The organism is Pseudomonas frederiksbergensis (assembly GCF_900105495.1).
In the GTDB taxonomy this organism is placed as follows: Bacteria; Pseudomonadota; Gammaproteobacteria; order Pseudomonadales; family Pseudomonadaceae; genus Aquipseudomonas; species Aquipseudomonas frederiksbergensis.
Genome location: NZ_FNTF01000002.1, coordinates 5,784,271 through 5,803,345, shown reverse-complemented (window position 1 = coordinate 5,803,345; position 19,075 = coordinate 5,784,271). Strand labels below are relative to the sequence as shown.

The 19,075-nt window shown below is 54.2% G+C and carries 20 protein-coding genes and 2 pseudogenes; 13 read left to right on the top strand and 9 right to left on the bottom strand.

Translation table 11 applies throughout. The annotated features are described in order from the left end of the window. Nucleotides 1-239: 239 nt before the first annotated feature. The 7 genes and pseudogenes from BLW70_RS27360 (at nt 240) to BLW70_RS31600 (ending at nt 6,052) form a co-directional block, all read left to right on the top strand. Complete coding sequence (locus tag BLW70_RS27360) at nt 240-1,181, top strand: fatty acid desaturase (RefSeq protein ID WP_074879338.1); 942 nt, start codon at nt 240-242, stop codon at nt 1,179-1,181. 138 nt (nt 1,182-1,319) lie between these two features. After that, entirely contained in the window at nt 1,320-2,111 is a 792-nt protein-coding gene (locus BLW70_RS27355) for a phosphate/phosphite/phosphonate ABC transporter substrate-binding protein (protein WP_074879336.1), read from the top strand. Nucleotides 2,112-2,300: 189 nt separating this feature from the next. Beyond that, nucleotides 2,301-2,843 carry a sigma-70 family RNA polymerase sigma factor gene (locus BLW70_RS27350; protein WP_074879334.1) on the top strand — a complete coding sequence of 181 codons (543 nt, stop codon included), beginning with the start codon at nt 2,301-2,303 and terminating at the stop codon, nt 2,841-2,843. After that, nucleotides 2,840-3,853 (top strand): ABC transporter substrate-binding protein, encoded by a 1,014-nt coding sequence (locus tag BLW70_RS27345; protein WP_074879332.1) that lies wholly within the window; start codon nt 2,840-2,842, stop codon nt 3,851-3,853. The genes BLW70_RS27350 and BLW70_RS27345 overlap by 4 nt, the downstream gene beginning before the upstream one ends. Before the next feature lie 202 nt (nt 3,854-4,055). Beyond that, nucleotides 4,056-4,316, top strand: a pseudogene (locus BLW70_RS27340) (LysR substrate-binding domain-containing protein); the annotation flags it as partial. Between the two features lie 416 nt (nt 4,317-4,732). Further along, nucleotides 4,733-5,509: pseudogene (locus BLW70_RS31605) on the top strand (PAS domain-containing protein); the annotation flags it as partial. Between the two features lie 3 nt (nt 5,510-5,512). After that, on the top strand, nt 5,513-6,052 hold the full coding sequence (locus BLW70_RS31600; RefSeq protein WP_413037966.1) for a methyl-accepting chemotaxis protein: 540 nt from the start codon (nt 5,513-5,515) through the stop codon (nt 6,050-6,052). An 87-nt stretch (nt 6,053-6,139) separates the two neighbouring features. Here BLW70_RS31600 and BLW70_RS27330 read toward each other — a convergent pair whose 3' ends face one another. From BLW70_RS27330 to gntR, 3 genes are all read right to left on the bottom strand, one after another. Further along, entirely contained in the window at nt 6,140-6,556 is a 417-nt protein-coding gene (locus BLW70_RS27330) for a hypothetical protein (RefSeq protein WP_074879328.1), read from the bottom strand. A 184-nt stretch (nt 6,557-6,740) separates the two neighbouring features. Then, nucleotides 6,741-7,373, bottom strand: coding sequence for a glutathione S-transferase family protein (locus BLW70_RS27325; protein ID WP_074879326.1), 633 nt, complete (start codon nt 7,371-7,373; stop codon nt 6,741-6,743). Between the two features lie 174 nt (nt 7,374-7,547). After that, nucleotides 7,548-8,579: an HTH-type transcriptional regulator GntR gene (gntR, locus tag BLW70_RS27320; RefSeq protein ID WP_074879324.1), complete on the bottom strand. Its 1,032-nt coding sequence runs from the start codon at nt 8,577-8,579 to the stop codon at nt 7,548-7,550. A gap of 213 nt (nt 8,580-8,792) precedes the next feature. Between gntR and BLW70_RS27315 the strand changes: the two genes are divergently transcribed. Continuing rightward, complete coding sequence (locus BLW70_RS27315; protein WP_074879323.1) at nt 8,793-9,326, top strand: gluconokinase; 534 nt, start codon at nt 8,793-8,795, stop codon at nt 9,324-9,326. A gap of 82 nt (nt 9,327-9,408) precedes the next feature. Next, complete coding sequence (locus tag BLW70_RS27310) at nt 9,409-10,761, top strand: GntP family permease (RefSeq protein WP_074879321.1); 1,353 nt, start codon at nt 9,409-9,411, stop codon at nt 10,759-10,761. 166 nt (nt 10,762-10,927) lie between these two features. Here the strand turns inward: BLW70_RS27310 and alaC are convergent, their stop codons facing one another. After that, nucleotides 10,928-12,145, bottom strand: a complete 1,218-nt coding sequence (gene alaC, locus BLW70_RS27305) for an alanine transaminase (RefSeq protein WP_074879318.1) — start codon at nt 12,143-12,145, stop codon at nt 10,928-10,930. Nucleotides 12,146-12,284: 139 nt separating this feature from the next. On the opposite strand from alaC, the gene BLW70_RS27300 reads away from it, so the two are divergent. The 4 genes from BLW70_RS27300 to BLW70_RS27285 all read left to right on the top strand — a co-directional run bounded on the left by BLW70_RS27300 (nt 12,285) and on the right by BLW70_RS27285 (nt 14,475). Further along, entirely contained in the window at nt 12,285-12,947 is a 663-nt protein-coding gene (locus BLW70_RS27300) for a LysE family translocator (RefSeq protein WP_074879316.1), read from the top strand. 67 nt (nt 12,948-13,014) lie between these two features. Then, nucleotides 13,015-13,500, top strand: coding sequence for a GyrI-like domain-containing protein (locus tag BLW70_RS27295; RefSeq protein ID WP_074879313.1), 486 nt, complete (start codon nt 13,015-13,017; stop codon nt 13,498-13,500). Between the two features lie 314 nt (nt 13,501-13,814). Further along, nucleotides 13,815-14,312 (top strand): GNAT family N-acetyltransferase, encoded by a 498-nt coding sequence (locus BLW70_RS27290; RefSeq protein ID WP_074879310.1) that lies wholly within the window; start codon nt 13,815-13,817, stop codon nt 14,310-14,312. After that, nucleotides 14,305-14,475 (top strand): hypothetical protein, encoded by a 171-nt coding sequence (locus BLW70_RS27285; RefSeq protein ID WP_174553776.1) that lies wholly within the window; start codon nt 14,305-14,307, stop codon nt 14,473-14,475. Before BLW70_RS27290 ends, BLW70_RS27285 begins: the two co-directional genes overlap by 8 nt. An 8-nt stretch (nt 14,476-14,483) precedes the next feature. Here the strand turns inward: BLW70_RS27285 and BLW70_RS27280 are convergent, their stop codons facing one another. From BLW70_RS27280 to BLW70_RS31230, 5 genes are read right to left on the bottom strand one after another with little or no spacing between them, the layout of a single operon-like run. Continuing rightward, entirely contained in the window at nt 14,484-15,170 is a 687-nt protein-coding gene (locus tag BLW70_RS27280; RefSeq protein ID WP_074879306.1) for a dTMP kinase, read from the bottom strand. After that, entirely contained in the window at nt 15,167-16,303 is a 1,137-nt protein-coding gene (locus BLW70_RS27275) for a radical SAM protein (RefSeq protein ID WP_074879304.1), read from the bottom strand. Before BLW70_RS27275 ends, BLW70_RS27280 begins: the two co-directional genes overlap by 4 nt. A 28-nt stretch (nt 16,304-16,331) precedes the next feature. Continuing rightward, on the bottom strand, nt 16,332-17,168 hold the full coding sequence (locus BLW70_RS27270) for an inositol monophosphatase family protein (protein WP_074879302.1): 837 nt from the start codon (nt 17,166-17,168) through the stop codon (nt 16,332-16,334). Between the two features lies 1 nt (nt 17,169). Next, nucleotides 17,170-18,222: a hypothetical protein gene (locus BLW70_RS27265; RefSeq protein ID WP_074879300.1), complete on the bottom strand. Its 1,053-nt coding sequence runs from the start codon at nt 18,220-18,222 to the stop codon at nt 17,170-17,172. 55 nt (nt 18,223-18,277) lie between these two features. Beyond that, nucleotides 18,278-18,880, bottom strand: coding sequence for an MATE family efflux transporter (locus BLW70_RS31230; RefSeq protein WP_235865052.1), 603 nt, complete (start codon nt 18,878-18,880; stop codon nt 18,278-18,280). Between the last annotated feature and the right edge of the window lie 195 nt (nt 18,881-19,075).

Genomic DNA, 19,075 nt, shown 5'->3' with positions numbered 1-19,075 from the left:
AAAGGCATGGATTCAAAAAAAGCGGCAAAGAAGAAACCGGCAAAAACCGCCGACGAAAAACGCGCGGACAAGAAGGCCAAGAAGGTGGATGTGTTCGGTCATTGATCCCGCATTGATTGATCGCTTGATCGTTCCCACGCAGAGCGTGGGAACGATCGTCATACGATCCTTGAAATAATCTGCAAGAAAACCCTGCGTCATTGCACAGAAGGGGACTGGTCCCCGATCTGAGCAACGCCATGCCCCATTACTTCGATAACGCCCACCGTGAAGAAATCGAAACCCTGCGCCAACGCCTGACCGCTCGCACCGAGTGGCCGACCTGGATGCTGCTGATCGGCGTGTACGTCGGCTGGTTCAGCATTGTGCTCGCCAGTGGCTGGTTGGGCCTGTGGTGGAGCACCGTGCTGTTGGTTCCGTTGGTGGTGCTCTGGTTGTCGGTGCAGCACGAATTACTTCACGGTCACCCCACCCGCTGGACATCCCTGAACAAGATCCTCGGCTACGCGCCGTTCGCCGTCTGGTATCCCTACACCTTGTATCGCGACAGCCATTTGCTGCATCACTGCGACGAAGACCTGACCCTTCCGGGTCGCGATCCCGAAAGCCGTTACCTGAGCGCCGAGCAATGGCAGGACAGTTCACTGTTTGAACAGCGTCTGCACTGGCTGAACAAAACCGTGCTCGGACGCTTCGCCCTCGGTGCACCGCTGGCCTTGCTGGCGCTGGCCAGGGAAGAACTGCAACGTCTAAAAGCAGGTGAGCGACAGGCCTGGCTGATGTGGTTGAGCCACGGCACGTTGACCCTGCTGATATTGCTGTTTATCGCCCGTTACAGCGTGCTGCCGGTGTGGCATTACCTGTTGCTGATCAGCGTGCCGGCGCTATCGATTGCGATGATTCGCTCCTACTATGAACACCGTCCCCACGCCGAGCCCGAGCAAAGGACGGTCATCAATGAAGCTGCCTGGCCGTGGCGCTGGCTGTTCCTCAACCTCAATCTGCATTTGGTGCATCACGACTTGCCGGGCCTGTCCTGGTACGACTTGCCCCGCGCCTACCGCGCGCGTCGGGAGCAATGGCTGGCGCGCAGCGGCGGGTTTCTGGTGCAGGGTTATGGGCAGTTGTGGCGGGAGAATGGGGTGAAAGCGATCGATAGCCCGCGACATCCATTCCACTGAGGCATGACCACCACATAACCCTGTGGGAGCGGGCTTGCCCGCGAATGCAATCGGCCTGACAACAATGATGTTGGATGTGCCGGCCCCTTCGCGAGCAAGCCCGCTCTCACAGGGAATTTCGTTGCCGGGAAATTTTTGATGACACAACACATCGCTGAGTTACTGATGTACGTCGCCCCCGAACCCATCCGCGAGGCCAACGAGCGCTGGCTAACGCGAATGCTCGAGCGACTGGGTGCCACCCGCCGCAACGCCGAGGGCCTTTCGCTGATGGACCTCTGGCTGTCCCCGCACCTTCTGCTGACCCAAACCTGCGGCTATCCGCTAATGACCGCGTTGCGCGGTCGTGTCCGGGTCATCGGTCGTCCTCGCTATGAGCTGCCGGACGCTAACGGCGGTAACCATTGCAGCCTGTTGCTGAGTCGCGCCGATGATCCACGGCGCAGCCTGCCGGCCTTTCGCGACAGTCGTGGGGTGATCAACGGCGAAGACTCCAACAGCGGCATGAACCTGCTGCGTCATCGACTGGCGCCGCTGCATCAAGAAGGGCAGTTCTTCGCCAGTGTCGGTACCAGCGGCAGCCACCGCGAAAGCCTGCGCGGGTTGCGTGAAGGGACAGCGGACCTGGCGGCCATCGACAGCGTCACCTTCGCCTATCTGGCGCGGCACGCCGAAGACGAAGTGGCCGGCCTGCGAGTCATTGCGCGAAGTGCGTTCAGTCCGACCTTGCCGTATATCACCGCCGCGACGGTCACTGATGAGCAGGCCGAGGCGCTGCTGCAGGTGATGAACACGACGTTGCAGGCATTGCCCGAAGTCCGGGAAATTCTCGGTCTGCAAGAGGTGTTGCCGGCCAGCGAAAGCGACTACCAGATTGTGCTCGACTATCAGCAAGAGGCTGAGGCACTGGGGTATGGGCGATTGCGCTAGGCGGGAAGAAAGAAATCGGTGTGCATCTGTAGCAGCTGTCGAGTGAAACGAGGCTGCGTTTTTTTGATGTTTAATTCCAAAATTGAATATAAAAATGCATTTTAAATATTATTAATGAATAAGGCTCCTTGCTAGGATCGCGTCACCGGATCACCGGACATTCAGCGACCCCTAACCCTTGGAGCCTCTATGTCCGGCACCGACCTTTCCCATCGTAACGACGTGGGCGGATTGTTCCGCGCGCATTACCCCTGGCTATGCGCACGGTTGCGCCGGCATCTGGGCGCCAGTTCCAGCGTCGAAGACATTGCTGCCGAAACCTTTCTACAGTTGCTCGAATCACCGGGGCTTGCCCCGATCCGCGAGCCTCGTGCCTTGCTCACCACCATTGCCCAGCGGTTGATCTATCAGCTCTGGCGCCGCCGTGAGCTGGAACGCCAACACCTCGATCAGTTGCAACACCTCGATCAGCAGCAAGCGATTTCACCCGAAGTTCGGGTGCAACTGACCCAGGCCTTGCATGGCCTCGACCGTACGCTGGAGCGCTTGCCGGGCAAGGTTCGCGCAACGTTTCTGTTGTCGCGAATCGACGGTCTGACCTACCCGCAAATCGCCGCCGAACTGGGCATTTCCCAGCGCTCGGTCAGCGTTTACATGACTCGCACTCAAGCCCTGTGTGCCCGGCACCGCGCCAACCAATCCTTGAATTCCCTGACCCGGAGGTCCGCATGAGATCGATAAAAACCCTGCTCGGCAGTTCGCTGCTGGCCCTGAGCCTTGTGGCAACCCACGTTCCCGCCGCGGAGAAAACCGCGCCGATCCATTTCGGTGACATCACCTGGGAAAGCGGCAGCCTGATCACCGAAATCCTGCGATTGATTGTCGAGAAAGGTTACGGCTACCCGACCGATACCCTTCCGGGCAGCACTGTCAGCCTCGAAGCGGCGTTGGCCAGGAACGATATTCAAGTGATCGGCGAAGAGTGGGCCGGGCGCAGTCCGGCGTGGGTCAAAGCCGCCTCGGAAGGCAAAGTGTTTGGCCTGGGCGACACGGTCAAAGGCGCCACCGAAGGCTGGTGGGTGCCGGAATACGTGATCAAGGGCGACCCCGAACGCGGCATCAAACCCCTGGCCCCGGAGCTGAAATCCGTGGCCGACCTGGCGCGCTACAAGGACGTGTTCCGCGACCCGGAAGACCCTGGCCGAGGCCGCTTCCTCAACAGCCCGACGGGCTGGACCTCGGAGATCGTCAACAGTCAAAAACTCAAGGCCTATGACCTGACTGACAGCTTCGTCAACTTCCGCACGGGTTCTGGCGCCGCATTGGATGCCGAGGTGGCTTCGTCGATCCGCCGTGGCAAACCGGTGCTGTTCTACTACTGGTCGCCGACGCCGCTGTTGGGGCGTTTCAAACTGGTGAAACTTGACGAGCCGGCTTTCGACGCCGAAGCCTGGAAGACCCTGGCCGATGCTAAAAACCCGAATCCCAAAGGCACGCGGTCGATGCCGGCGAACCTGGCGATTGGTGTGTCCGCGCCGTTCAAGGCGCAGTACCCGGACCTGGTGGCGTTCTTCGAAAAGGTCGACCTGCCGATCGATCTGCTGAACCAGACGCTCGGCCAGATGAGCGAAAAGCGCCTGCAACCGCGTCAGGTGGCCGAAGCGTTTTTGCGTGATCAGCCGCAGATCTGGAAGGGCTGGGTGCCAGGGGAGGTGGCGACCAAGGTGAGTGCGAGTTTGTAGTTTTTTCTGATGCTTCAGCGGTGTTTGTCAGATAGCTTTCGCGAGCGGGCTTGCTCGCGAAGGGTCTGCCGCCTTACTCCGACTCAGCGGCCAATGCAGCCTTCACGCCAGGCCGCTATCGCACAAACGCCGGCCACTGCTTCAAATCAATCCCAAGCACCGACGTCCATCGCAACACCGTAACAAATACGCATCGGCAACACGCAGCCTCGCGGAGGATGCCGGACTGCAGCTGCGCGACGTTCGGGTCGAGGTCCGTGAATGGAGCAGTGCGTTCACCCTGGTGCGGGAAAACATCGGCGTGACGCTGGTGCCGGAGATGACACTGCCGAGCCAACTTCAGGGGCTGCGCGTGGTGCCGGTCAAACCGCGTATCGATCGCGAATTCGCCTTGGTGGCCGCTACGAACAAACCACCCTCGGCGGCGGTGCAGGCGTTGATTGGCATGCTCGCTAAGAAATGACATATGCCGATGCTGAACCGTTTTTGTCCTCGATACTGGCCGACTAGTGGCCTTGATTACCTTCCTTGCCTGTCTATGCTGACTCGTAACTAACTATGTCGACCGCCAGTGAAGGTCGTCATACACGTTAAAAGTGTGCGCAACCCAAGGCGCCGACTCTGAACAACACGGAGCTGTCCGGTCAATGGAATGTCTTATCAGAACGTTAGGGCTGGTCCGATTCCGGGCTATCAAGAGAAGGATGTCTTGATAAGAGTGTTGCTGCATGGACTCTCCGATTAAACATCATTGATCACCTGACCCAGTCCTTCCTGTGGAGGGATGCGTGTGCCTGTTCCTTGGAACGTAGTGCTGGAGCTGTTGAAAGACCAACGAACTTTCATCAAACAAAAGACCGCGCTGAAGGTGATACGACTATGTTTAACCGACATCACAAGACCGACCTGCAGGAAATCGAACGATTCAGTTGCGCGCTGGCCGAGGCTAACGCGAAGTTGGCGGCGGTCAGTCGTTCGATGGCAATGATTGAGTTCACCCCCGAAGGCATCGTGCTCGATGCCAACGATAACTTTTGCAGTGTCATGGGTTACAGCGCCGAAGAAGTGCGCGGCAAGCATCACCGGATCTTTTGCGAAGAAGCGTTTTATCGCAGCGAAGCCTACGCCAAGTTGTGGCGTGACCTGGCCCGTGGCGAACCGGTGAGCGGGACCTTTCTACGCTTGGACAGGAACGGCAAGGAGATCTGGCTTGAAGCCAGCTATATGCCAGTGTTCGGCGCTGATCGTCAGGTTCGCAGTGTGATCAAAGTCGCCACTGACATCTCGGCCAGGATCTACAAGGAGCACGAAAACGAGAGCATGCTCGCGGCGATCGGTCGCTCCATGGCGGTGATCGAATTCACTCCGGATGGCAAGGTCATCACCGCTAACGACAACTTCTTGAAGACGATGCATTACTCGCTCAACGAAGTGGTTGGCCAGCATCACAGCCTGTTTTGTCATCGTGCCGAAGCCGAATCCCAGGCCTATAAAGCGTTTTGGGCCTCGCTCAATCGCGGCGAATATCACTCGCACCGTTTCGAGCGCAAAGACAAGCACGGTCATACGGTTTTCCTGGAGGCTTCCTACAACCCGCTGTTCGACACCAAGGGGCGGTTGTACAAAGTGGTCAAGTTCGCCAGAGACATCACCGATCAGGTGACCACCCTGCAAACCGCCGCGGAGTCGGCCCACAGCACCTCGGTTCAAAACGATGCTTGTGCGCAGAAGGGGTCGCAGGTGGTGCAGCAAACGGTGCAGACCATCCAGGACATTTCCAAAGACTTGAACGAAGCGGCGCTGAGCATTGATGCCGTCAGTAAACAGTCCGACATCATCGGCACCATCGTCCAGACCATTCGCGGCATTGCCGATCAGACCAACCTGCTGGCGCTCAACGCCGCGATCGAAGCGGCCCGGGCCGGGGAGCACGGGCGCGGGTTTGCGGTCGTGGCCGATGAAGTTCGCAGCCTGGCGGCACGAACGAGCCAGGCAACGGTGGAGATCGTTGAAGTGGTGCGCAAGAACCACGATTTGTCATTGAGCGCGGTGTCGAGCATGCAGTCCAGTTTGAGCCGAACCGGGCTTGGGGTGGAACTGGCGAACGAGGCGGGAGCGGTGATTATGGAGATTCAGCAAGGGTCGCGGCATGTGGTGGATGCGATCAGTCAGTTCAATTCGACGTTGCAAATAAGTTAGCGGTGGTCTGAACGAATTGCCCCTTAATACTTTAAAGGGGCAATTTTTATCACTCGAAACGTTCATGTGTCGCGAGGGGCGCCTGACCTATTCGGTGAGTGAGAAACTGCCTTCTATCTCCGCACTTTTCTGTGGGTCATGACTGCTTACAGCGATGAATTGATACGTGCCCCTCACGAATTTTTTTTCAAGGTCCACTTCGATCAACGTGATATTTCCCGACTGTTCTTGCCCGATCCAGGAACTATCAGGGTCTCGAGGGTTGTAAAAACCTCCGACTCTTCTACCGTTGTCGAACGCATATGAGCCAGGTTTGATTTCGCCATCATATATACCTAGCTGGACTCCCCAGCCTACAGGGAAGTCATCTCGGGCGAACCCGCCAACTATGAGTTCATATTCTTTAACGCTGAAAACGATTTGCTTGGCTGGAAGGCTCAGCGGTTCGCCGCCATTTTCCCTGATTGTTGCACTGAACAGCCCGACGGCTTTTTTATTACTCATGGGTCATCTCCTTTGCCACATTACAAACAGAGCCGCGGTGATCTATCGACGCGGAGGAGACACATGATTTTCCACCCGGCTAATGCTGTCTACTGACAGAAGTGACAGTCAGGTTCTTTGTGGAAGAAGAATTGGACCAACGGTCATACTGTTGAAAACTGCAGCCGAGAAAACGCGGGGCCGCTCAAGGCAGGCCATTGCAGCCATGCTTAAGAAATCCCGGACGTTGTGCCAACCGTTGGAAATACTCGTCGATGGCCGGGTAGTCGGGGCGCTCCATCGGTGTCATCAGCCAGCGGTTGACCGACAGCCCGATGACGATGTCCGCCAGCGTGAAGTACGGCCCGGCGACATACGCTTTGGTGGCCGCGAGCTGATGCTCGAGGATGCCCATCTTCTGATTCCAGCCGCGTATGCCAGCGGCAATGTGATGCGGGTCCTGGAACTCTGGATCTTTGCGTACCAATGCCGTGAACGCGTAGCTCCAGGCGGCATTGAGTTCGGTGGCTTGCCAATCCATCCACTGCTCCACCCGAGCGCGCGCCGCCGGTTCGTGGGGCAGAAGATCGGTGTTGTGGTGTTTGCCGGCCAGATAGCGGCAAATGGTGTTGGACTCCCACAGCACGCCGGCCTCATCAATGATCACCGGCACCAGTGCGTTGGGATTGAGCCTGAGAAACTCCGGCGTGTGGGTCGACGCATATCCGCCGCCCCAGTCTTCACGTTCGTAGGCAACACCCAGTTCCTCACAGGTCCACAGGACTTTCCTGACGTTGATGGACGAGGCTTTACCCAGAATCTTCAGTGCATGTTCCATTGAGCTACTCCATTAGCGATTCGACGCTTCAGGAATCTAACAGACATTCAGCGTTTTCAAACCGGATCCGGCAACGCCGAAGTTGGCAAAGTTGGAACACTATCAAGATTAGTTGAAAACCCACGGCATGGGCGATGCGCCGTTCTGACGCTCTGCGTGGGAGCGATCAAAGCGTCAGGTACTTTCGCGCACCTTCAACTCAAACCCCATGTCCTGCACCGGTTTGGCCACCGTGTTGCCAGCCATCAACGTCAACATCTGCTCCGCCGCACGGCGACCGATGGCTTCTCGCGGGGTGCTGATACTGCTCAGGCGCGGGACCATATGGGCCGAGGCCGGCAGGTCGTTGAAACCGAGGATCGCCACTTGTTCGGGGATCTTGATTCCGCAGCGCATGGCTTCGAGCAGTGCGCCCTGGGCCAGGTCGTCGTTACCGAAGAAGATCGCGTCGACATCGGGATGACTGGCGAGCAGTTGCAGGAACAGTTCGCCCCCCAAGCCGACGGAGGAAGAGCGCGGGGTCAGGACTTCCAGGTCCGGGTCATACAAACCGGCTTTTTGCAGGGCTTTGCGGAAACCTTCGCCGCGCAGCAACGTGCGTTGATCCAGTTGCGCGCCGATGTAGGCCAGACGCTTGCGACCGCGTGATAGCAAATGCTCGGCCGCGGTCTCGCCGGCAGCAAGTTGCGAAAACCCCACGCAATTGAGGCCGGCGGCGCTGTCCAGTTCCATCATGTACACGCACGGAATGTTGCTCGCCTCGATCATCCTGCGCGAACTTTCGGTGCGGTCGAAACCGGTCAGCAGCAAACCGCGAGGCTGATACGCCATGTAGTTGCGCAGCAGGTTTTCTTCTTCATCACGTGAGTAATGGAAGTTGCCGATCAGCACTTCGAAGCCCTTTGGTCGCAAAACCTGATGAATGGCTTCCAGCGTGTCGATGAACAGCAGGTTGGATAACGAAGGCACCAAAACCACGACGGAATGGCTCTGGGCCGAGGCTAGCGCGCGGGCGGCAGGGTTGACCACGTAGTTGAGGTCGAGGGCGGCTTTCTGTACTTTTTCCACCAGTTCGGTGGCCACCGTACTGACTCCGCGCAGGGCGCGAGAGGCGGTAATCGGGCTGACACCGGCCAGGCGTGCGACTTCGTTCAAAGTGGGGCGGCCAGTGGTGCGCGTATTTTTATCGTTTTTAGGGGAGATCATCGGACGGCTTGCCAAACAAAATTCGAGGCACTAAGGTAGCGCTGTCTCGACGCAGCTGCAAATGCGTGAGCGGGGTTTGCCTGATCCCCGTTTTTTGGCGTTGGGAACGAACATGCTGCAACCCACAAAAATGACAAGAAGGCGTCGGCAACTTCTACTTTTTCTGGTGTCATAACTGGCAAAGGTAGCGCTGTCTGCGCGCTGAGGTGTTACATGAATCATCCCATCACCGCCCTGGTCATCATGGGCGTTGCCGGTTGCGGCAAGACTTGCGTCAGCGAGGCCTTGTGCCAACTCAGCGGCGCGACCGCCATTGAAGGCGACACTTTCCACCCTGCCGCCAATATCGAAAAGATGAGCGCGGGTATCCCCCTGAACGACGAAGACCGTGCCGGCTGGCTCGACAGCCTGTGCGATGAACTGCGCCGCATCGATGCCCAAGGCGAACGCCCGGTGCTGACCTGCTCGGCTCTCAAACACAGTTACCGCGAACGTCTGCGCAGCGCCTTGCCGGGCCTGGGCTTCGTGTTTCTTGAACTGACCCCTGAAGTCGCCGCCGATCGTGTCTCCCATCGGCCGGGCCATTTCATGCCATCGACATTGATCGACAGCCAGTTCGCCACCCTTGAATCGCCTGTTGGCGAGCCACTGACCCTGGCTCTGGACGCGTCGAAGCACAGCGTCGAGCAATTGGCGAAGCAAGCTCATGACTGGTGGCAGGCTCATGGCCTGAAACACGCCGTATGAGTTTTGCCAGAAAAGATAGCGCTGTCCTGATGGCCTGCGAATTCCCCGTTTTAATAACAACAACAACCAGGAGACACCCCTAATGTTTGGCATGTCCCACGAGACGTTCCTGCTGCTCGATGCAGTGGTCACGGTGATCGGGCTTATCGTCCTGATCACCAAGTTCAAGTTTCACCCATTCATTGCCCTGATCATCGCCGCAGCCTTTCTCGGGCTGACCTCCGGCATGCCGATCGGCACCATCATCAAGGCGTTCCAGGACGGCTTCGGCGGGGTGCTCGGTTTCGTCGGGATCATCCTCGCGCTGGGCACCATGCTCGGCAAAATGATGGCCGAGTCGGGCGGGGCGGATCAGATTGCCCAGACCCTGATTCGCGCGTTCGGCAAGGACAAGGTGCAGTGGGCGATGATGTTCGCCGCGTTCCTGGTCGGCATTCCGCTGTTTTTCGAAATCGGCTTCGTGCTGCTGATCCCGCTGGTGTTCATCGTGGCCCGGCGTACCGGCGTGTCGATCATCAAGATCGGTATCCCGCTGCTGGCCGGTCTGTCTGCGGTGCACGGCCTGGTTCCGCCGCACCCGGGGCCGTTGCTGGCCATCGGCGTGTTCGGTGCCGACATCGGTAAAACCATTCTCTACGGCCTGATCGTTGCGCTGCCGACGGCCATCATCGCCGGCCCGATCTACGGCACGTTCATTGCCAAGTACATCCCGGGTCATCCTAACCAGGAACTGGTCGATCAACTGGCGCGTGATGACGAGTCTGCCGATCTCCCGAGCTTCGCCATCACCTTGATCACCGTGCTGTCGCCGGTGTTCCTGATGCTGCTCAAGACCTTTGCCGATGTGGTGCTGCCGGACGGCAACTTCTTCCGCACGTTCATGGACCTGATCGGTCATCCGATCTCGGCACTGCTGCTGGCGTTGCTGCTGTCGCTGTACACCTTCGGTTACAAGCAGGGCATTGGCTCTAACCAGATGCTCAAATGGCTGGATGCCAGCCTTGCACCCACCGCCGCAATCATCCTGATCATCGGTGCCGGTGGTGGCTTCAAGCAGATGCTGGTGACCAGCGGCGTGGGTAATGTCATCGGCAACATGGCGGTGGAAGCGCAGATCTCGCCGATCCTGCTGGCGTGGCTGGTGGCGGCAGTGATCCGTATTGCGACCGGTTCGGCAACCGTGGCGACCATTACCGGTGCGGGCATCGTGGTGCCGGTGGTGGGGATGATTCCAGGTGTGAACCGTGAACTGCTGGTACTGGCGACCGGTGCCGGTTCGTTGATCCTGTCTCACGTCAACGACGCGGGTTTCTGGCTGGTGAAGCAATACTTCAACATGACCGTGGCGGAAACCTTCAAGACCTGGACCGCGATGGAAACCATCCTGTCCGTGGTGGGCCTGGGCTTCATCCTGCTGTTGTCGCTGTTCGTTTAAACACACTGCACTGATCGTTCCCACGCTCCGCGTGGGAATGCCGCCATGGACGCTCTGCGTCCACTGTGACGCGGAGCGTCACGGGATGCATTCCCACGCAGAGCGTGGGAACGATCAAGCACAAAAAAACCGCATCGCTGCGGTTTTTTTATGTCTGCTTGATAAATCAGGCGTTGGTTTTCTGAATCAACCCATCCGCCCGGAACATCCCGCGAATGCCGCGTATGGCCTGACGAATCCGGTCCTGGTTTTCGATCAGCGCGAAGCGCACATGATCATCCCCGTACTCACCAAACCCTACGCCCGGCGAGACGCAAACCTTGGCCTCGGCCAGCAGTTTTTTGGCGAACTCCAGCGAGCCCAAATGCGCATACGCTTCGGGAATCTTCGCCCAGACATACATCGACGCTTTCGGATTCTCGACCATCCAGCCCAGTTCATGCAGGCCTTTGACCAGCACGTTGCGACGCTGCCGATACTGCTCGGCGATGTCTTTGACGCACTGCTGATCACCTTCCAGCGCCGCAATCGCCGCGACTTGCAGCGGGGTGAACGTGCCGTAGTCGTGATAACTCTTGATCCGCGCCAGGGCGTTGACCAGTTCGGCGTTGCCGACCATGAAACCGATGCGCCAGCCCGCCATGTTGTAGCTCTTGGACAGGGTGAAAAACTCCACCGCGATGTCCTTGGCGCCAGGCACCTGCATGATCGACGGGGCTTTCCAGCCGTCGTAGACGATGTCGGCGTAAGCCAGGTCGTGCACCACCAAAACGTCGTACTGCTTGGCGAGGGCGATCACCCGCTCGAAGAAATCCAGTTCCACGCATTGAGCAGTGGGGTTGGACGGGAAGCCGAGGATCATCATTTTCGGTTTCGGAATCGAGCCGCGAATCGCGCTTTCCAGTTCGGCGAAGAAGTCCACGCCCGGAATCAACGGCACCGAACGCACCTGGGCGCCAGCAATCACCGCGCCGTAGATGTGAATCGGGTAACTCGGGTTCGGCACCAGGACGGTGTCGCCCTGGTCGAGGGTGGCCAGCATCAAATGCGCCAGGCCTTCCTTGGAACCGATGGTGACGATGGCCTCGCTTTCCGGGTCGATATCGACCTCGTAGCGATCCTTGTACCAATTGGAAATCGCCCGGCGCAGACGCGGAATGCCCTTGGACGTCGAATAACCGTGGGTGTCTTCGCGCTGGGCGACGGTCACCAGTTTTTCGACGATGTGCGGCGGAGTCGGGCCATCAGGGTTGCCCATGCTGAAGTCGATGATGTCTTCGCCACGACGACGGGCGGCCATCTTCAGCTCGGCAGTGATGTTGAATACGTAAGGGGGGAGTCGATCTATGCGCGCAAAGCGGCGCGGCGAACCTGGGTTAGCCATTGTTGCCTCGGATAACGTGAGCGCCCGGAACCGTCCGAGCGACGCTGGTCACTGCGGTGACCTGTGGCGGAATGTAAGGGCTGATGTGGCAAACTGTCCAGCGACTATGTAAACAAATTTGTCCGAAGGAAATCGGTTGATGGAATTTACCAGTGGCTTCTTGCTGAGCCTTTCGCTGTGCCTGGACATCGGCGTGGCCAACATTGCGATGATCACCTTGGCGATGCAGCGTGGCTATTTTCAAGGCTTTGCGCTGGGTTTGGGGACCTGTGTCGGCGACCTGATCTACGCCGTGCTGGCCTTGGCCGGGATGACCGTTTTGCTGCAATACGAAAGCGTGCGCTGGGTGCTGTGGATCGGCGGTTCGGCGCTGTTGTTGTACTTCGCGGCGAAGATGATCTATTCGGCGATTCATCATGAGGCGGTACTGGCGCAGGCCGAAGACGTGGGTCAGAACTCCCACCGGCGCGAGTTTTTCCGCGGGATTTTCCTCGCCATGTCGTCTCCCAGCGCCATTCTCTGGTTTGCGGCGGTGGGCGGCACTTTGATCGCTCGTTCCGGCGGCGGTGGCGTAATCAGCTCGGCGCTGTTTCTCGGCGGGTTTCTCTGCGCCGGATTGCTCTGGTGCGTGGCTTTGTGCTTCGCAGCGAGTCACGGCGGCAAGTTGCTCGGGGACAAATTGCTGCGTTACTCCTATATGGCATCGGCGGCGATCTTCTGCTATTTCGCGGTCTACGTGATCCTATCGGGGTATAACGAGTTCGTCGGCGCAGGTGCCGTCGAGCCGTTGCACGCACTGTAATTGGGCGAATCGGGTTTGGCTTCTATACTCCCAGCCGAACCCACTTTTTAGTTCCAGGAGTTGAGCCATGGATGAGCAAACAGGCGTCGAAACGGCCAAGCCACGCTTCGAGCACGGTCACTTCCTGCTCATTGCAGGGCTTGGCGGACGATTTACCCAGGAAACCTCCAAGAAAATCCCCGATCTCTGGGAGAAATTCATCCCCGAGATTGGCAAAATTCCCGGTCAAAAAAACGAAGTGACCTACGGCATCTGCTGCAATCCGGATGGCAAGGGCGGCTTCGAATACATTGCCGGCGTTGAAATCAGCAAGCTCGACGACTTGCCCGAGAAATACCGTTGGGTCGAGGTCCAGCCTCAGCACTATGCCGTGTTCGAGCACAAAGGCCCTCTCGATCAGTTGCCCCAGACCTTCCAGTACATCTGGAAAACCTGGCTGCCGCAGTCCGGTTATCAGGCGGCCGACGCGCCGGAATTCGAACGCTACAGCGAAGACTTCAACCCGAAACTCAACACTGGCGTGCTTGAAATCTGGCTGCCGCTCAAGCCTTGATGACCGCGGGAGGCGGACGAGTTCGTCCACCTCCCTCTGGTTACTTGCCTTGCTTCATCCGTCGCGCCCGCAACAGGTCAATCGTCAACGTGATAAAGCCAAACGAGCTGATGCCCAACAACATAAGAAGTCCGATCTGAACGCTGCTCATGGTGTGTTCCCCTTATTGATGGCCAGAGACAGGACACATCAATAATCCGCACCGACAAGCAATGACAGCGCCTATACGCAGGCTTTACGGCGCCTGCGGTGATCGATATGAACACCTTATTAATTTATGATCCCAGCCTTCCTCTCGCTGATTTCGAGCTGCCATGAACACCGTCATCCGCCACGTCACACCTGCTGATCTGGACCGCTGCTACGCCATCGAAACTGTTGCCTACGAAGGCGACGAAGCCGCCACCCGCGAAAAAATCGCCACGCGCATTGCCACCTGGCCCGAAGGATTCATCGTGGCCGAAGTCGACGGCGTCGTAGCCGGTTTCATCAATTCCGGTGCGGCGTTTCAGGTGGAAATGTCGGACGAGGCGTTCAAGGAACTGATCGGCCACGACCCGGCCGGCCCGCACGTGGTCATCATGTCGGTGGTGGTGCACCCGGATTTTCAGGGGCAGGGGCTGGCGAAACGGTTGATGGGCGAATTCATCGAGCGGATGCGCGCGCGGGGTAAGACCGACATCCATCTGATGTGCAAGGAGCGGCACATTCCGCTGTATGCCGGGTTCGGGTTTGCCTACATCAAGCCTTCAGCGTCTGACCATGGCGGGATGGCGTGGCATGAGATGGTGTTGGAGTTATTACATGATTAAGTTCTGCAAGGAACGTAAACGTCGAAACGAGGCCATGGCGCTGATCAAGCTTCTTTCTTTTTCCACACGCGACAAGGAGCAACGAAAGTTGATTTCTGGCGAGACGCTTCTGGGTAGACTGGCGCTGCAGCGCCGGTTGAACCAAGACGATAATGGTGTCTGAGCTGTGCTCTATGTCCCGCGGAGTATGTTGTGTACCGCGCTCACCGCTCTATCGAGTACAGCCGCCTCACTAAGGTCGGTCGTATCGATCCTCACCCAATTAGCCAAACCACATCGCTCATAACTGGATCGAACTCTATTCTGATAATCAATGAAACTTTTAAGGCGATTTTCATTGCCACCATCGTAGGCCCCGCTCTCGCTAAGACGAAAAGATCCTTTTCTCTGCGCCGCAAGAACCGGATCGACATCCAGGAAAATGACGGCATCAGGTTTTCTAATTGTTGAGAATATTGCTAACGCCTCTTCAGCCAAACCTGCGTCTTTGAGTAAAAAGCGTGCTAAGTATTTATAGTACCAACCATCTGCGATGCAGCTAAACCCGGAGTCCATTAATGGCCTGATGGCAGCATAATCTGTCGCTTGAAACCATGCTGCAATTAAACTTATCCAATGCCTATCGCCTAATTGATCCAAGGGGGCGTCATCTGGGTAATCCCAAAGGATTTCACGTATGCGGGACATATGAAATTCTGTATACCCCAATGATACCGGTGGACGATTTTTATCTACATATTTTAGTTTGGAATGGGATTCATAAATCTTGTCATATGTTGCCCTTGCAACAGTAGATTTCCCCGCTCCGTCAGTGCCTTCAAACGCGATAAATAAAGCTTGTTTAGCTAAATAACTCATGCGAATCCCCCTAAGTAAGCTTCAGTGTCCAACGAGTTTCTGCCGCTACCCTCAATTAATGGTTGAAACCCCTCTCTGCGATATATGTCCGACATTTTTTTTCCAAGTGACTTCAGGAAGTCCATTGAGGGGCGCCTCCTGTTAGAGTATTGTGAACCTGCGTCAGGGTGAAACACTGCAACAGCAGGCACTACTCCCATGTCGCCAAAGTATTCAATGCCCTCAATAATTGACTCTAATGGTTCCATTCCAGCAACAAACCCTGCATATACATTGCCACGACCTAAAACTTCCACAGCTGCCTCGAAAGCGGCAAGAAATCTTTCGCGAGTATAATCGCGAGCTTTGCCCGGGCAAACTTCCGAAAATAATCTAGGATTAAATACCTCCAGGCTCATTGACATATTATTGCCAATTTTTTTGAATCGATCAAAAAGACGAAAGTCCTTGGGAGGCATCGAAATTAAGTGGTAGTCCAAACGGCTTTGCAGGTTTTTATTCTTTACCTGTTCAAGTAAGTCCATATGTATTGAGTATCCTTTGTCGTAGTTTGGGATCGTGCCTCCATTCAATAATACCCTCTTATATCGGTCGCTCTCATTGTTAATAGCCATGCCTATTGCTTCGCCAGCCATGCTGCCTTTTATTCGCATCTTATGATCAGATAAGCTGTCTCTTGCTGATCCCAGAGAGCAAAATTTGCATTCATGACCATCGTTAAAATAATAACAGTGTCCGGGGGAGAAGATTCCGAGTGTAGAATTACCATAGACGGTTATATGCTGCTCAAATAGCTCGCCGTTACTCAGGTGCTTTCCATAAGATATAGGTCGCCTAGGGAATGTAATTTTTATGGTTTTTTTTCCATGTTTGAGAACTGGTGTTTCTTGCTCTAAGGCTATACGGTAATCTGAGTTTGGGTTGTGATTGGCAGCGGAAATAATCTGCCCTTCGAGAATTATTTCTTGTGGAGTGCGAATGCTTGAGCTAAGAATTATACTGTCACCTGTTCCGTAAGCTCGCCTTTTTTCAATATGATCCATTTGAGCTTGGTAATATTCTAAGAAGTCTCTAGTAAAGCTAACTCCGTTGCATAACAATTCAAGTTTCAGATTTACAGTGTTTGTTAACATGATATATCTCCAGTGAATTGGCCGGGCACTACAAGATAAGTCGTATCAGTTCTTCGGAAGACAAGGCAATTAACGTTCCATTGTCTAAAAGGGAAGCGGCCGATGGAGGCAGGGAGAATCTAGGATGTCCTGTCTTATCAAATAATGATCCACCCGCTTCCCTTAGAATCAATTCTGCTGCGGCAATATCGCAGCTACGTTCATGTCCCGGTGTATCTATATCAATAAAGGCATCAAGAGCCCCGGCAGCGATAAGGCAAATTTCCAATGATGAGCAAGAGTAGACGCGGATTTTATATGCGGACCATATGATATTTTCGATTATGGCTTTTTCTCTTTTATCTTTAGGGCGATGAAAAGAGATGTGCATGTCTTCTATTCTCTGAACTTTACGAGTCTGAAGTCGTTTCACAATAACGGGCGACTGAAGGTAAGCTCCCTCACTCAATGCGGCGGTATAGACTAAGTCTCTTGAAATATCATAGATCCAGCCAAACACATAGGCGCCTTCGTGGTAAAGTGCCACGCTAGATGTATAAGCAGGAAACCCTAAAGCTGCGTTGTGTGTGCCATCTAGAGGGTCTATAAGTAGATAGAACTCACCTTGATCACCAAATGTGACTGTTGAAACATTCTCTTCGGAATAGATCGTGATTCGCATGCTGATATTAGAAAGGCAGTTATACAATATGTCCTGACAATCTAAGTCATATTGAGTCTGGGAGTTATTCCAGTATTTGTTTCCCGTGTCGAAGTTTGGTAGGCCGGCCAGGGTTCCTGCCCAATAACGGCGTAATTGTTTTCTGGCCTCGTAGAGGCATTTTTCTAGTTCAGGAATGTGTTCCCGTTTAAATAATGGTCTCATATTATTGTTCCATTATTAATTGTATGTGCCATTGGTCTCGATCTAATCGAGGGGCGTAAGACCTGACTTCAAATAGCTTTCCAGCATAAACAGCATAATCTGCGCTCATGAAGGCACTAAGTGATTTTGGGAATAGTGCTACTGTTTTAACATCGATATCATATCCGAACCTTTTCCTGATCATATTTGCTGCTTGTCTAAGACTTCCTCCGGTATAGGCTTTATCTATAATTAACCAAGGCTCGTTCGACGGTAGGGGGGAAGGGAAAACATCTTGGAAAGCAAAATCTCTGCCCAGTAGACTAGAGTCGTTTTGTCGATGAACTTCTGAAAAGAAAATATTTTGATCTCCGGTTGTCGCTAAATAACCTAGTGCAATTGGCAAACCTGCTGACAATAAAAATAACTTGTTTTTTGATATTTTTTCTATCTGTCGCCAAACTGAATGGTCCTCGTAAATGTATCTCGTGTTTAAGGCGGAACTACTGTCCCAATGTTCGTGAGAAATATATTTACTATAAAAGGCGCAGAACCTGTTGTGGAATGCCATGGTCTCGTTGTTTGTATTTATAAGTAACCTATTCTTGGTTATGCCTCGAGCTGGAGCTTTCATGGCAATGGGATGTACGTCGCGACGACAATGCGCAAATGCTTCGCTAATAAGCGAATTCTTTAATTTAATAAGGTGCGATTTTGACGGGCCAGAAATAGCTATTTCTGGTGATAGTCCATCTCCTTTAATTCTACGCACCTCATCGAACTCAACTCTACTTGTACTTGAATTCAAGTAGTCCCATATTCGTACAATGTCATCACCGGACATGCCGTTATAAATTGGCTCAAGGTTGCTCAGATCACAAACCATTTCTTCAGGGTGTCGAAGATCGAAATAAGCCTTTTGAAGATGGCATCCATTGAGTATGGCGTTGCGGTAGGCGTAATAGTCGCTTGTTTGTATGCCACTCAACGTTCGCCAACCATGATGCTCGCTAATAATGGTTATAAAACTAGTAAGCTGGAGTGGCGAATGTTGTGGGTAAGGTGCGTGATTCATAGTTAAATCCTCACGATAGTGCGTAAGATTAAAAGTCAGTCGTAAGTATTGAATTTTATGCTCTGTCGTATGGAAGTTGACGCTCTACTAATTGGTGGTTGAGTTGTCTTAAAAGGCTGCCTAAACGCCAAAGTAAAAACGACATCAGAAAAAACGAACAGAGTACCAGAGCTACGAATATTGAGTGAACGCTATAGTTGTAAAAGGATAGAAGTCCGACGGAAAGTATCAGTCCGAGAATGTTGAGTAACGATATTGTGAATAATGTGGGAATCCAGAAATCGCCCATGCTTCTTAATGTCATTCGGGTCACAACATAAATATATTCAAATACTAAAAAAGGGATCGAGATCAGAAGATTGCCCTCAATTAATTTTCTTGTTGGTACGTCGGACGTATAAATTATAGATATATATTCATTAAAGAAAAAACAAACCAATAAAAACGGAGTCAATATGAGGGCTCCGAGCTTTATGCCTTGTATATAGGTTGTACTCAATGAGTAAAATTTCTTTAGTTTAAAATGTCTTGCGGCCACTATTCCTGTAGCATTTCCCACTCCGATTGAAATCATGTATACGAAACTTAAAAAATGGAGAGATGCCTGGTACGCTGATAGGCTAGCATCGCCCAAACTCTTTGAAATAAAAGAGAGCATAAGAAATAACAGGCTTTCACCACCAAAGCAAAGTGCCATGGGAAGGCCGTTAATAAAGTAATTAACATATGTTTTCGTCGGGATACTTTGTGAGTGCCGAAATTTTAAGATGTGCTGGTGGATTTTTCGATCAAAAAAACAGAATGCAAGCACAACAAAAAACACCGTAGGCCAACATATGTGGATATGAAATGA